Annotated in this window: 10 protein-coding genes; 7 read left to right on the top strand and 3 right to left on the bottom strand. The window is 41.6% G+C overall.

Translation table 11 applies throughout. From position 1 onward, the window contains the following. Window positions 1-31: 31 nt before the first annotated feature. The 3 genes from KEM09_RS08545 to KEM09_RS08535 all read right to left on the bottom strand — a co-directional run bounded on the left by KEM09_RS08545 (window position 32) and on the right by KEM09_RS08535 (window position 2,690). A complete protein-coding gene (locus tag KEM09_RS08545) occupies window positions 32-766 on the bottom strand; it encodes a class I SAM-dependent methyltransferase (protein WP_212227598.1) in 735 nt (244 codons plus the stop codon). Window positions 767-1,081: 315 nt separating this feature from the next. After that, the gene (rpe, locus tag KEM09_RS08540; RefSeq protein ID WP_212227597.1) at window positions 1,082-1,738 is read right to left on the bottom strand and encodes a ribulose-phosphate 3-epimerase; all 657 of its coding nucleotides are present in this window, start codon (window positions 1,736-1,738) and stop codon (window positions 1,082-1,084) included. Between the two features lie 85 nt (window positions 1,739-1,823). Continuing rightward, window positions 1,824-2,690, bottom strand: a complete 867-nt coding sequence (locus tag KEM09_RS08535) for a sigma-70 family RNA polymerase sigma factor (protein WP_212227596.1) — start codon at window positions 2,688-2,690, stop codon at window positions 1,824-1,826. Window positions 2,691-2,983: 293 nt separating this feature from the next. Between KEM09_RS08535 and rho the strand changes: the two genes are divergently transcribed. The 7 genes from rho to KEM09_RS08500 all read left to right on the top strand — a co-directional run bounded on the left by rho (window position 2,984) and on the right by KEM09_RS08500 (window position 14,425). After that, the gene (gene rho, locus KEM09_RS08530) at window positions 2,984-4,720 is read left to right on the top strand and encodes a transcription termination factor Rho (RefSeq protein WP_212227595.1); all 1,737 of its coding nucleotides are present in this window, start codon (window positions 2,984-2,986) and stop codon (window positions 4,718-4,720) included. Window positions 4,721-4,870: 150 nt separating this feature from the next. Continuing rightward, a complete protein-coding gene (locus tag KEM09_RS08525) occupies window positions 4,871-5,419 on the top strand; it encodes a DJ-1 family glyoxalase III (protein WP_212227594.1) in 549 nt (182 codons plus the stop codon). Window positions 5,420-5,613: 194 nt separating this feature from the next. After that, window positions 5,614-8,829 (top strand): sensor histidine kinase, encoded by a 3,216-nt coding sequence (locus KEM09_RS08520; RefSeq protein ID WP_212227593.1) that lies wholly within the window; start codon window positions 5,614-5,616, stop codon window positions 8,827-8,829. Window positions 8,830-8,860: 31 nt separating this feature from the next. Continuing rightward, window positions 8,861-9,346, top strand: a complete 486-nt coding sequence (locus tag KEM09_RS08515) for a hypothetical protein (protein WP_212227592.1) — start codon at window positions 8,861-8,863, stop codon at window positions 9,344-9,346. Between the two features lie 438 nt (window positions 9,347-9,784). Beyond that, window positions 9,785-12,049, top strand: coding sequence for a S9 family peptidase (locus tag KEM09_RS08510; protein ID WP_212227591.1), 2,265 nt, complete (start codon window positions 9,785-9,787; stop codon window positions 12,047-12,049). A gap of 12 nt (window positions 12,050-12,061) precedes the next feature. After that, window positions 12,062-13,453: an aminopeptidase P family protein gene (locus KEM09_RS08505; RefSeq protein ID WP_212227589.1), complete on the top strand. Its 1,392-nt coding sequence runs from the start codon at window positions 12,062-12,064 to the stop codon at window positions 13,451-13,453. Window positions 13,454-13,462: 9 nt separating this feature from the next. Beyond that, window positions 13,463-14,425, top strand: a complete 963-nt coding sequence (locus tag KEM09_RS08500; protein WP_212227587.1) for an ornithine cyclodeaminase family protein — start codon at window positions 13,463-13,465, stop codon at window positions 14,423-14,425. Window positions 14,426-14,466: the final 41 nt, after the last annotated feature.

Raw genomic sequence — 14,466 nt, 5'->3', positions numbered from 1 at the left:
AAACTTCATTTAGGGTTATTATCGGTTAATTTCAAGTGATAAGTTGCAAGCGTGCCAGATAATCATAATGATACCCATCCGCCATCTTCTCAAAACTAAACCCATTTTCTTTAGCTTTTGCTGCCAACAAAGCTGAGTCAATAAACAGCCACTCAAATGGTATTGTTTTATGTTGCCTGAAAGTCATAGTGTACATCACCTCGCCATAATATTGCTCATCAGGTAAATCGCAGTAACTATCCTCGTCCATGTATAAGTAGCGTAGATCCGAACTATCAAGGATAACCTGACCACCAGGTTTTAACAACCTTTTTATCTGAGCGAAGAAAACCGGCAAATGCTCAATTGCTGCGGCTAATCCAATTCCGTTCATCATCAGCAGCAATGTATCATATCCCTGCTCAGATGTCAATGAATAGAAGTCATCATTGATTACTTTTTTCACCCCTCTTTGCTTAGCTGCCAGACAGCATCCATGCGAAACATCAAGCATGGTGACATCCAATCCTTTCTTTTGCAACTCCAGGGCATGCGAACCAACGCCACCACCAATATCCAGCACACTTCCCCGACAATGAAGGATCGCTTGTTGCTCCAAAACAGGCATTTCATTGAATTGCCTGAACAGGTAATCCACCGGAATAACGTCGTCTTCTACAATATTCGATTGTACTTTAATCTTAAGGTTTCTTTTCCCAGCCAGGTAGGCAAGTGCTGCCTCGCCAAGTGGGTCATTATAGTTCGAATCTGTTGTACTGCTTTCCATATAGCACAAAAGTAATATTTCGACACGGTGCTTACAAGCTGCGAATTATTTTCTTCGGTTAAAACAAATTAGACCTTCGATCTGCCATCGATACCGCTTCGATCATTCATCGATCCAGCTTCGATCCTGCTTCGATCCATGTTCGATCCAGCTTCGCTTATATAGAATTCGAACAAACACCGAAGCTGTATCGAGCATGGTACATACATGGTACCTGCACAACACCTCTAAGCAACATAAAACCATCACTCCTTCCAGCCCCTTACAACAGAAGGATTACACACTCATCTTTTTCTAATCCAATTTATTTAATGGTTAAAACGATAAATTCTTTAATCCAGAAATGGTCTGCTCAGGGTTCACTGACTTAAAAACATAACTTCCTGCCACTAACACATCAGCTCCTTTCTCCACCAACTGTGCCGCATTGGTATTATCAACACCACCATCAACCTGAATAAGTGCCCGACTATTTTTTCGCAGAACGAGCTCTTTAAGCTGCTCAACCTTATTGTACGTGTTTTCAATATACTTTTGTCCTCCAAATCCAGGATTTACCGACATAAGAAGCACCAAATCCAGCTCACTCACAATATCTTCAAGAACACTAACGGGAGTATGAGGATTCAGGGTTACGCCTGCTTTCATGTCATTGGCATGAATGGTTTGAACCGTTCTGTGTAAATGCGTGCTTGCCTCGTAGTGCACATTAAACAGGTCAGCTCCTGCCTTTTTAAACGTCTCAATATACCTTTCGGGTTGCACAATCATCAGGTGCACATCAAAAGGTTTTTCAGCCAAAGGTTTGATAGCTTCTAATATTGGAATACCAAAGGAGATATTAGGCACAAAAACACCATCCATTATATCCAGGTGAAACCAGTCGGCTTCACTTCTATTGAGCATTTCAACATCTTTCTTGAGATTACTAAAATCGGCTGCTAATAAGGATGGAGCAATTAAATGTTTCATTGTAAACAGTTCTCTAATCAATAAAAAATGTGTTGCAAAAATACAACACATTCCTTTATACTGATATGATAATTAACACTTTTTACTATTGCCCCAGGAAAGAGCGTAATATTTTACTTCTGTAGGTATTCTTAAGTCGCTTGATAGCTTTCTCTTTTATTTGACGCACCCGCTCTCTGGTCAGATTAAATAATTTACCAATTTCCTCCAGGGAATATGGTGGTTCACCACTTAATCCATAATACAGTTTAATAATATCTGACTCACGTGTTGAAAGTGTGGCCAAAGACCGATCAATCTCCTGCCTGAGGGAGTCATCAAGCAGATGAGTATCCGGACTTAAGGAGTCGTTGGATAAAAGGACATCGTATAAGGTGTTATCCTCATCCTTTTTCAAAGGCGCATCCATTGATACATGTCGCGACGATACCTTTAAAGCTTCTTTCACCTCTTTGGGTGCAATCTCCAAAACTTTTGCAATTTCATCAGCAGTTGGCTCACGCTGAAAATCCTGCTCTAACCTCGAAAATGCATTACTAACCTTATTGATGGAACCTATTTTATTGAGAGGCAGCCGCACAATACGAGCTTGTTCGGCCAAAGCTTGCAGTATTGATTGGCGTATCCACCAAACAGCATAACTAATAAACTTAAATCCTCGCGTTTCATCAAAGCGTTGGGCTGCTTTTATAAGCCCAAGGTTACCTTCATTGATTAAATCAGGTAAGCTCAGCCCCTGATTCTGATATTGCTTGGAGACAGATACCACAAAACGGAGGTTAGCATTTATAAGTCGCTCAAGGGCCTTGTTATCGCCTTGTCTTATTTTTTTTGCCAAAACAACTTCTTCATCTGCGTTAAGCAGCTTCACCTTCCCTATTTCATGAAGGTATTTGTCTAAAGAAGGCGTTTCCCGATTGGTAACCTGTTTGGTAATTTTGAGTTGTCTCATATCGAATCAGTTATGTTTAAGTATACCTATTTTAGAACAACGCAGATTTCGGTTTAATTGTTTTTGTTACTTTAAAAATGCATTTTTTTTTGTGACTGACAAAGTGATTGACAATTAAATTAATACAACATTTTCATTAATTTGATGATTTTTTTTTGCGCGTCAACAAACTTTCCCTAGATTTGCATCAATAAGTTGACGCCTGTCAGGTGGTCAATCCTAATTTAACTTTCAAGCAAAATTCAATTACAAAATCTAATTCAGAAGATTTTCCTAAATAAGTTACATTACTTATGTATGATATACTAGAACTTAATAAGAAGCTTTTGACCGAATTGCGTCAAATAGCAAAAGAACTTAACGTAAAACGCGTTGAGTCATATAAAAAGCAGGACTTGGTGTATAAAATCCTTGATGAACAAGCTATTCAGGTATCAAGTGATAAGAAACCTAAAAAGGATAAACCTGTAGATAAGAAAGCACGCACCAAACGCCCGCGCACCCAGCGTAACGATGGCCCAATTGCCTCATCGGTGCAATCAAAAGTGGCAGAAGCAGCCAATGCTATAGCCGAAAAGGAAGAGAAACCTGCAAAAGAAGCTAAACCAGCAGAAAAAGAACAGCCTAAAGAGACCAAAAAGGAGCAGCAACCTAAAGAGGTAAAAAGAGAAGCTAAACCAAAAGCTGCTGCACCTAAAGTGGAAGAAGAAAAAGTTGTTAAAGCAGAAACAGTAGCTCCTGCAGAAGAAAAAGAAGAAGCACCACGTGAGTTTAAGCGTCGTGATGATAAGGATAATCGCCAGCGCGATAACCGTCAGCAGGATGATAGCAACAAACGTCGCTTTCAAAATGATAAAGGGCGCGACAACCGCCGTCAACAAGAGCGCAAGGATGACAAGCAATATGAGTTTGAAGGTATTATTTCAGCTTCAGGTGTATTAGAGATTATGCCTGATGGATATGGTTTTCTGCGCTCGTCGGATTACAACTACCTTAACTCGCCAGATGACATTTACGTGTCGCAATCGCAAATCAAATTATTCGGATTAAAAACCGGTGATAGTGTTTTAGGAACCATTCGCCCACCTAAAGAGGGAGAGAAATACTTCCCACTTATCAAGGTTGAGCAAATCAATGGCCGTCAGCCTGCATTTGTGCGCGATCGTGTGCCATTTGATCATTTGACACCAATCTTCCCGGATGAGAAATTTGATTTAACAACAGGACCGAAAGCCAACCTTTCTTCACGAGTTGTAGACATGTTCTCACCTATTGGAAAAGGACAGCGCGGACTAATTGTTGCTCAACCTAAAACAGGTAAAACGGTACTATTGAAGGACGTGGCCAATGCCATTGCAGCCAATCACCCTGAAGTGTATATGATTATCCTGCTGATTGACGAGCGTCCTGAAGAGGTAACTGACATGGCACGTAGCGTTAATGCCGAAGTGGTATCATCTACCTTTGACGAACCGGCAGAACGCCATGTAAAGGTTGCCAACATTGTATTAGAGAAAGCTAAGCGCATGGTGGAGTGCGGCCACGATGTGGTTGTATTACTTGATTCTATTACTCGTCTGGCCCGTGCCTACAATACTGTATCACCTGCCTCAGGTAAAGTATTATCTGGTGGTGTTGATGCCAATGCTCTACACCGTCCTAAGCGCTTCTTTGGTGCCGCGCGTAACATCGAAAACGGTGGTTCATTAACCATCATTGCCACTGCTCTTACCGAAACAGGTTCAAAGATGGATGAAGTGATATTCGAAGAATTTAAGGGAACAGGTAACATGGAATTACAATTGGACCGTCGCCTGTCGAACAAGCGTATATTCCCTGCTGTGGATGTCAACCTGTCAAGCACGCGTCGTGAAGATCTGTTGATAGAGCCAGACATGATGAATCGCATCTGGATTCTGCGTAACTACCTGTCGGATATGACAGCAGTTGAAGCTATGGAGTTCCTGCACGACAGGATGAAAAAAACAAAATCAAATGAAGAGTTCCTGATATCAATGAACGATAATTAGACCTTCTATTTTCATTAATAGCATTAAGCGGGATTTCGATTGAAATCCCGCTTTCTTTTTGCACAATCCTGACTGCATTCTTATAAAAGCTTCCTTTCTTCCCTTGCTTTGCTTAATTTTGTATTGACTTGATATAAACACATATCTCCAATGAAAAAAGTAGTTTTGTTTTTGGCCGAAGGCTTTGAGGAAGTTGAAGCACTAACTCCTGTAGACGTGCTCCGAAGAGCAAATATAGAGGTAACAACTGTATCAGTCTGCCAAAGTAAGCAGGTTGAAGGAGCGCATGCTATAACAGTTAGTGCAGATTATTTATTTGATGAAATCAGCTATTCGAACTTTGACGCATTGCTGCTACCTGGAGGCATGCCAGGTACTTCTAACCTGATGACTCATGATGGCCTGAAAAGGGTAATCTTAGATTTTGACGCTCATAAAAAACTAATTGGTGCCATTTGTGCAGCTCCAATGATTCTTGGTGAACTGGGGTTATTAGCCGGTAAAAAAGCGGTTTGCTATCCAGGATTTGAGAAACATCTCAAAAAAGCCATTTATACTAAACTACCTGTCGTTAAAGACGGGCAATACATTACTGCCAACGGAATAGGCAGTGCTATGACATTCTCTTTAGCTCTTGTAGAAGAATTGATTGATAAAGATACAGCGAACAGATTGGGACAAAAAATGTTAGTTCAATAAAAAAGAAAAGGACATAAAGCCGTTGCTCATGTCCTATTCAATAACCTAACCCAAATCTATGAAAAAAAATCTGACAAGAATATTCCAATTAGCATGCCAAACGATTACACTAAATAGTTATAAATAGTTAAATTGACTATTGATTTGTTAATACTGAATCCAATGCCCTATTCGATTTATTAAAGCAACTCAAAATGCGCCCACAAGCCTACTTCATACTCATTCTGTTATTATTCAGCATTCAGGTAGCCGGTGTTACTAAAAAATACAGGAGCTACCACCTTGATGATGGATTATCAAGCAGCACCGTAACCTGCTTTTATAAGGCTGAAAATAATTTAGTTTGGATAGGCACAGCAAAAGGCGTTGATTTGTTTACTGGCCATGAGTTTATTCCTTTAAGCCACTTCTTCACCGACTCTGCGGGTGCGACCAACACCACTATCACTGCCATAACTGAATTTAAAGATAATACCCTGTGGGCCGGCACATGGGGTGATGGACTTTTTAGTGTTAATATTGAGAATGGAAAATACACACATTACCGGGGTACTGAAGAATTATCTAACGCAAGCGTTAGTGATAATTACATCAATTGCTTAGAAGTATTTGACGACTATTTATGGGTAGGAACCAATTTCGGACTCTGCCAAACCAGCGGCAATGGTCATTTCTTCCATTACACATTTACCGAAGTTCTATCAAGAAACTCGGCCGATATAAGAGCCGTCATCCAGAAATATGAACATTTGCTATTGGTATTTACAGATAATGGTGAAATAATTGAGCTTAATACGCAAAGCGGTGCATACAAAAAGGTGGCAGAAATAAATGTGCCTCTCAAGAACATAACAAAAGTAACCAAAGACCACCTGGGGCGCTATTGGATTAGTACAGCCTATTTGGGATTATTCATACTAGATGAGCACTTCCAGCTAATACCAATACCTAAGCAACTAAAAAAAACGTTAACCAGCGCCAGCATTTCTGATATTATTTACAACCCCGAGTTTGGCTTGTTTATTAGTTCTGATGGTGGTGGCCTCATTATTATCAATCCAGATAACCTGGAGGCACAAGTAATAAAAGCATCAAAAAATGATGATGCACTATTCAGTAATCAGACAGAGAGTTTATACCTGGATGAAGATGGGATTTTGTGGATTGGTTACTACAAAGATGGGTTTAGTAAAACTTATTTAAAAGACGATGGCATCCGTCATATATCGCCCAATGACAAAGACCAATTAATCCCCAATAAAAACGTCAACTGTTTTGCCAAAGATTTCAATCAACACATTTGGATTGGAACTGAAAGTGGACTGGCAATACTTGACACAGATTTCAACAGTATAGCCCAAACTCAGATATACCGAAAAGCACTTCACTTGCTTAAAGACTACCCGATTACCTCTTTATCAACAAACACTGAATTATCGATAGTATATGCGGGCACCTATAATAATGGACTGTACAGCATCGATCTAAAAAAGAATAAGATCATTAATTATAACAAGACTAACAGTGCACTTGAAAGTAATTTTGTCCGACATTTAAAATCGTACAATGATACTATTAACTATGTTGCTACGGTTGATGGAGGTGTTTATAAATTTGATGGCAGCAACTTTGAAAAAATCAAAGTCGTTTACCAGAATAATTATGAACTACTAGACTTCCTGCACATAGAAATAATTGACAGTCAAAACATTTGGCTATCAAGCACTGGAAAGGGTGTCATCCGCATTAATACATCATCTGGCACTGGACAGATGTTCAACGCTGTTATATCAACCATATGCTATAGTAGCTGTCTGACCAACGACTCTACTGTCTTTTTAGCCACCAATAAAGGTGTATTTGAATATTCTGATGAAATAAAGGACTTTATTCCTATCAGCGATGAACTAATTAACATGGATGTTTATGGCATTATTGAGGACGATGAACATGCGTTGTGGTTAAGCTGCTCAACAGGGCTTTACCGTTATTACAGACATAATAAGACAATTGAAAAGGTCACCAGTATAAATATTCAGGATAGAGAATTTTTACCTGGTTCCTTTTTCAAGCTCTCCAACAACAACTTTTTATTTGGAGGGACCAACGGTTTTAATGCTGTTTCGCCACAACAATACAAGTCAAACATCACCAATACATCACTATTCATTAGTGAATTTAAAGTTTATAACAGGCCTGTTAAACCAGGCGACACCTACAATGGCGAGGAACCACTGCAACAACAAGTTAATTACATTTCAGAACTTACCATTCCATCTCACATCGAACTTTTTAGTGTTACTGCAAAAACAATTGATTACAAATCTGCAGATAATAAGAAAGTGGCCTATACGCTTAAAAACGGCAAAAAAGACAGCAAACTATTTTATACTGATGGTGAAATTGCGTTTCTGAATATGAAACCCGGCAGATATAAGTTAAGCATTTACCCTATAAGCGACGTCAATAATCAGCTTATTGAAAGTTCTGCAAAACATCTGCTAATACAGAAGATGTCGCCCTGGTGGCACTCCACCAGGATCTATATCGCACTTTTTGTAATAATCACCGGCATCATTTTAGCACTGCACCTGATGCGTGTAAGAGAATACCAAAAAACCAAAAAACTTCTGCAGGAAAAAGTGACCGAAAGAACAGCCACGCTCTTAAGTCAAAAAGAACGGCTTGAACGACAAAAGACAGAACTGCAGGAAATGTTGGCTAAAAACAAAAAACTGGAATCATTCAAGGAAAATATTATCAATATGATTGTACACGACCTTAAAAATCCGCTAAACGGAATAATAGGTCTGTCATCGCTGAATGAAGCAGAATACCTTGAGCATATTAATAGTGCCAGCCGACAGATGCTTTGCCTGGTGGAGAATATTCTGGATGTACGCAGATACGAAACACACTCACTTCAACTGTTCTACCAACAATGCGATATAAGACAGCTGGTTAACGAAGCCATTGACGAAGTTAGATTCTTACTGAAAGACAATCAAATAGAGATAATCAACCTGACTAACTCCATTATTGTACAGGTAGATAAAGACATACTAAGACGTGTTTACATTAACCTGCTGACCAATGCCATCAAATACAGCCAGGTAAATGGTAAAATTATACTCAGGGGTCAATTGAAACCTGATGCATCAGAAAAAACACTACTTTTGTCGGTGCAGGATGAAGGTCCAGGTATATCAAAAAAGTTTCAGGAAAGTATATTTGACCTTTATCAGCAGATTGACACCAAGAAATCGGGCCAGGCCAACTCTAATGGATTAGGATTAAGCTTTTGCAAGATGGCCATTAATGAGCATAATGGAAAAATATGGGTTGAATCCGAAGTTGGACAAGGAGCCCTTTTCAACATGGAAATACCGCAGCAAAAAGCCAAAGCCTAAGCAAAGTAGTTTATTAACCTTAATTTTAGAAATGAAGAAGAGTTTTATTTTGCTGGCTGTTAGCCTGCTAGGGATGACAGCTTTCGGACAAGTAAAAAATCAGCATGCTCTTGGAGCCAGGCTGGGTGGTGGTAATACCTTCGGTTCGCAGGTAACCTATCAATATGGTCTGTCGAACTACAACCGCATTGAAGCAGACCTTGGATTTCATTCCAATAACGATGGTAATGGTTTTATTCTGGCCGGTGCTTATCAGTGGGTGTGGGCCATAGAAAATGGCTTTAACTGGTACGCAGGACCAGCAGCATCATTGGGTTCGTGGAGTTACAACAGTAAATACGACGGAAGTGGTGATTCAGGGGCCTACCTGGGATTGGGAGGACAAATCGGTATTGAATACAATTTTGTTGAAGTACCTCTAAATATGAGTATTGACTCGATGCCACTTTTCGGGTTTGGATCAACTAATCAACATTTCAGTATGGGACTATCATTGAGTCTTCGGTACACGTTCTAAAGCGTCTAATTGAAAAAATAGATGAAGGCTCTTGCATGCGCGAGGGCCTTTGTTGTATTAGTTTCATTTTCATGTTATATATCAGTTTTCGTATTTTTTTCGGTACCTGATGCGCCGAAATAATTTGAATTTATTACATTGCGATTCTCAAAGACAAACATGCAATGAATCAACTGACAGCATATAAAACTGTTACCACAAAGCGCCTTGCACTTAAGGGGCACTTTACATTGCATTTTACTATCTCATCCATCGCATTAATTAGCCTGTACGGCCGTTTCGGCATGGGCCTGTTCGAATGCTGGATTTTTTGATATCCCTGATTTAAGTACTTCTGCTGATTTGATGGCATATGCCATCTCCCAATAAACATGTGCCCGGATTGGTACATGCAATGGTCTAAAACAAACTAAACTGTTTATAAGTAAATCAAAACCAATGAAGAAGATTCTTTTTCTTTTAGGTGTTGCATGCAATCTGGCCTCGGCAATAGGCCAGGTTAGCATCGACACAACAGATTATCAGCGAGCTGAAGCTTTTATCTCGTCCAACATTACCAAAAAGTATTACCGCTCATGGGTCAATCCTCAATGGGTGAAGGATGCAACTTTTTTCTGGTACTCAATTAACACTAAAAATGGTACTGAATACATCAAATGCCAGATGAAAAACGGATCGAAATCACCACTTTTCGATCAACAAAAGCTGGCTAAGCTATTGGCTACCGAGCTTGATAAGACAGTAGAACCCTATAAACTGCCCATTACTTCTATAGAAATAGATAAAACCGGTAAAACACTCACTTTCAAAGCCAATAAACTACCATACAGCTACCAGATTAAGCAGAATACGTTGCAAAAGATTGTTAGTAAAAAAACTCAGCAACTGGCATCGACTTCTCCGGATAAAGCAAAAACAGCTGTTGTGCATGATTATAATCTCTGGCTTAAAACAGGAAACGATTCGGTACAAGTGACCCAAGACGGCACACGAGCATATGGCTACGGTGTTTCTCCATCGTGGTACTCCACTAAAAATATTGAGTTGGAAAGCGACCTCCCATTAGAGCTAAACATTAGCTGGAGCCCCGACAGTAAATACATCATTGCTGGTAAATACGACAGAAGAGAAGCCCGCAACTTGTATCTGTACAAAGTATTACCAGATGAAGGTCATCGTGCCGAAGTACGTGAATATGAGCGACCCATTGCCGGCGACAGCATTGTGCCAACCGTTGAATTTATTCTTATAGACGTTGAAAAAAACAGCTACCAGCTACTCGATATACCGGCTAAAGCTACTTTTTTGGCCTATGGCTTCAACTGGACAAAGGATGGCAGCAGAGCCTACCAGGTCAGTTTTGTCAGAGGTTACCAATCGGTGGATATATACGAAGTAACAGCTGCCAGCAGCCAGGTGCGTACCGTTTTTACAGAAAGCGCTGCCACTTACGTTGACCCCAACACAAATGACCTTAGAATACTTGATGCATCCAACGAACTGCTGTGGCTATCGGAGCGCGATGGCTGGCAGCATATTTATCGGATCAATCAGCAGACAGGCCAGGTCATCAATCAGGTAACGAAAGGCACATATGTGGTGCGAGGCATCGAACACATCGATGAAAAATCACAACGCATTTATTTCACGGCAGGTGATAAAGAACCTGGCATCGATCCATACTATCCACTGCTCTACTCTATCCGATTTGATGGAACAGGCCTTACACAACTAACGCATGAAGCTGCACACCATACAGTTTTCTTCAGCACAAAGGGAGACTATTTTGTTGACAACTACTCAACCGTTGAAGAGCCTAACATAGCTGTACTAAGACGCAGTAAAGATGGCCGCGTGATGGCACAGCTTGAGCAGGGTGATATCTCCAAGATAATTGCCATGGGCTGGCAAAAACCAGAACCATTTAAAGTAAAAGGGCGCGATGGCAAGACTGATATTTACGGTGTATTATTCAAGCCCAATAATTTTGATCCCAATCAAAAATATCCGGTGATTGAAGGCACCTACAGTGGCCCGCAAACCATACGTGCCCCCAAAACATTTTACCGCGGTTTGTCTAACGATGACACACCCATGACCCAGCTTGGTTTTGTAATGGTCAATATCGATGGTATGGGTTCCGCTTTTCGTTCCAAAGCCTTTCATGATGTATCGTATAAAAACCTGGGCGACATTGGCGGACCAGATAAAATGATAGCCATTAAAACACTGGCCGGTCAATATCCATGGATAGATACTACCCGCGTTGGTATTTTCGGTCACTCGGCAGGGGGTTATGATGCAGCACGTGCCCTGCTGGCCTATCCTGAGTTTTATAAGGTGGGAGTAGCAACTGCCGGCAATCATGATCATCGCTCTGCCAAGGCATGGTGGCCCGAATTATACATGGGCTACCCGGCGGGTAAAAACTACGACGACCAGAGCAATTACACGCACGCAAAAAACCTGCAAGGAAACTTGCTGCTGGTACATGGCGATCAGGATCAGAACGTGAATCCCACAGCATCTATGCGACTTGCTGCTGAGTTGATTAAAGCCAATAAAGATTTTGAATTATTGCTTATCCCCAATAAAGACCATAGCCAGGTGTATTACGATAAGTACCTGATTCGAAAACGTTGGGATTTCTTTGTGAAGCACCTGCACGGCATCCAACCACCTAAAAATTATCAAATAAAATAACACCAATACCATATGTTTAGTAAAGACACCTATATCAAACGCCGCCAGCAATTGGCCCAGGATGTTGACAAAGGCCTGCTCCTGTTTATTGGCAACACCGAAAGTCCGATGAACTACGCCGACAACACCTACCGCTTTCGTCAGGACAGCAGCTTCCTCTATTTCTTTGGATTAAATCACCCCGATTTAGTTGGGGTGGTAGATGCTGAGTCAGGTGAATCAGCCATTTATGGTGATGATTACACCATTGATCACATTGTGTGGATGGGCAACCAGCCTACCATTGCCCAACGAGCTACCACATGTGGCGTGCAACAAACCGGCACAACATCAGAATTGGTAAAAACACTGGAAAAAGCCAAAGCGGCCGGACGCCCCATCCATTTTTTGCCTGTTTACCGCGGCGAAAGCAAGATTAAGCTACTGGAATGGTTAAGTATTCAGCCCTCAGAAGTAAAAGAAAAAGCCTCGCTGGAGCTGGTCCTGGCCGTTATTAAACAGCGCAACTACAAATCAGCCGAAGAAATTGTTGAAATAGAAAAAGCGGTGAACACCACAGTAGATATGCACCTGGCGGCCATGCGCATGGCTCGTCCGGGTATGACAGAGGCACAGATTGCTGCTGAAGTGGAACGTATAGCTCTGGCTGAAGATGGCGGTATCTCTTTCCCGGTTATTGCCACCATCAACGGACAAACATTACACAACCATTACCACGGCAACACCCTGAAAGAAGGCCAATTATTTTTACTGGATGCCGGAGCCGAAACCTCCATGGGCTATGCCGGTGATATGTCAAGCACCTTCCCGGTATCAAAAACTTTTACAGCACGCCAAAAAGACATTTACCAGGTAGCTTTAAACTCGCACGAAAAAGCGATATCGATGCTAAAGCCCGGTGTAGCCTTTAAAGAGATTTACCTGGAGTCGGCACGTGTGGTGATGCAAGGCATGAAAGACCTGGGCTTTGCCAAAGGTAATATTGACGATGCCGTTATGTGTGGTGCTCATGCCATGTTCTTCCCTTGCGGGCTTGGACATATGATGGGGCTGGATGTGCACGACATGGAGGATTTGGGCGAACAATATGTTGGCTACCACAATGAGGCAAAAAGCACGCAGTTTGGTATGAAGTCACTGCGCCTGGGCCGCAAGCTGGAGCCGGGTTTTGTACTCACCATCGAACCTGGTATTTACTTTATCCCACAGCTAATTGATAAATGGAAATCGGAAAAACATTTGACAGAGTTCTTAAATTTCGATAAACTTGAAGAATACAAAGATTTTGGTGGTTGCCGCAATGAGGAGGATTTTCTGATAACCGAACAAGGATACCGGTTGTTAGGCAAGCCCCTGCCAAAAACCATCGAAGATGTTGAACAAGAGCGATTAAAAGCTTTTTAAATCCGATTTATGCGAATTTTATCTTCACAGGTTATTGAGCAGGCTGCCACGCCTACTTTGTGGACAGACATCATGGAACTGGCCTTAAGAGCATCGGCCGACCAGGACTATTTCACCCCCAATCGCATGCATGTTGACATTAACGACAACACACTGTTGTTGATGCCTGCTGTGGGGCCTGATATGTTTGCCACCAAGCTGGTATCTGTTTTTCCGGGCAACAGCCATCATGGAAAGGCAGTGATTAACGGTACAGTTTTGCTCAACGATGGTGCTACCGGCGCAGCACTGGCACTATTTAATGGAGCCAAGCTTACCGCCATGCGCACTGCGGCTGTAGCCTGTGTAGGTATTCGTCATTTATCCGATCCACTGGCAACTACACTGGGCATTATCGGTGGCGGTGCACAAGGCCGTCACATTGCCTGGATGGCCTGTCACGAGCGCGACTTTGAGCGGGTGTATGTATATGATCGTTCCCCGCAGGTGATTAGTGACTTTATCAGTTTTATGGCCGAAAAATGCCCCAATGTAGATGTGGCACTGTGTGAAGATGCCCAACAGGTAGTCGTTAACTGCGAGGTGGTGGTAACAGCTACCACTTCCCCGGAACCGGTGATACCCAACCTGGAAGATTTGATAGTTGGCAAGTGTTTTATTTGTGTTGGCTCCTATAAGCCTGATATGCGGGAGATACCAGAGTCCATCTTCCGATTAATTGATAGTGTATGGATTGATGCCGAACACGGTAAAACAGAAAGTGGTGATTTGCTCTTTCCGCTCAGCAACCACCTGGTTAGCCCCGAGCAGATTAAACACATCTCACTACTCTTAAACGAACCGGGAGCATTAGGTTTCAGAGAGACGCGCCTGTTTAAAACCGTAGGTGAAGGTACCTTTGATTTATTTGCAGCCAAATTGGTATACGAAAAAGCACGCGAGGGTGATTTGGGTGAAGAAGTGTCTTTATAGCTGATGATATAGTGCGAGGTGCATAGTGCGCAGAAAATGCA

The sequence above is a fragment of the Carboxylicivirga mesophila genome (assembly GCF_018271975.1).
GTDB classification, from domain to species: domain Bacteria; phylum Bacteroidota; class Bacteroidia; order Bacteroidales; family Marinilabiliaceae; genus Carboxylicivirga; species Carboxylicivirga mesophila.
This window is presented reverse-complemented; position numbering and strand designations above follow the sequence as displayed.

What these genes read in the sequence shown, in the direction of transcription:
- KEM09_RS08535 (WP_212227596.1), bottom strand. Translation starts at nt 2,690, where the DNA reads ATGAGACAACTCAAAATTACCAAACAGGTTACCAATCGGGAAACGCCT.
- KEM09_RS08525 (WP_212227594.1), top strand. Translation starts at nt 4,871, where the DNA reads ATGAAAAAAGTAGTTTTGTTTTTGGCCGAAGGCTTTGAGGAAGTTGAA.
- rho (WP_212227595.1), top strand. Translation starts at nt 2,984, where the DNA reads ATGTATGATATACTAGAACTTAATAAGAAGCTTTTGACCGAATTGCGT.
- KEM09_RS08505 (WP_212227589.1), top strand. Translation starts at nt 12,062, where the DNA reads ATGTTTAGTAAAGACACCTATATCAAACGCCGCCAGCAATTGGCCCAG.
- KEM09_RS08520 (WP_212227593.1), top strand. Translation starts at nt 5,614, where the DNA reads ATGCGCCCACAAGCCTACTTCATACTCATTCTGTTATTATTCAGCATT.
- KEM09_RS08510 (WP_212227591.1), top strand. Translation starts at nt 9,785, where the DNA reads ATGAAGAAGATTCTTTTTCTTTTAGGTGTTGCATGCAATCTGGCCTCG.
- KEM09_RS08545 (WP_212227598.1), bottom strand. Translation starts at nt 766, where the DNA reads ATGGAAAGCAGTACAACAGATTCGAACTATAATGACCCACTTGGCGAG.
- rpe (WP_212227597.1), bottom strand. Translation starts at nt 1,738, where the DNA reads ATGAAACATTTAATTGCTCCATCCTTATTAGCAGCCGATTTTAGTAAT.
- KEM09_RS08500 (WP_212227587.1), top strand. Translation starts at nt 13,463, where the DNA reads ATGCGAATTTTATCTTCACAGGTTATTGAGCAGGCTGCCACGCCTACT.
- KEM09_RS08515 (WP_212227592.1), top strand. Translation starts at nt 8,861, where the DNA reads ATGAAGAAGAGTTTTATTTTGCTGGCTGTTAGCCTGCTAGGGATGACA.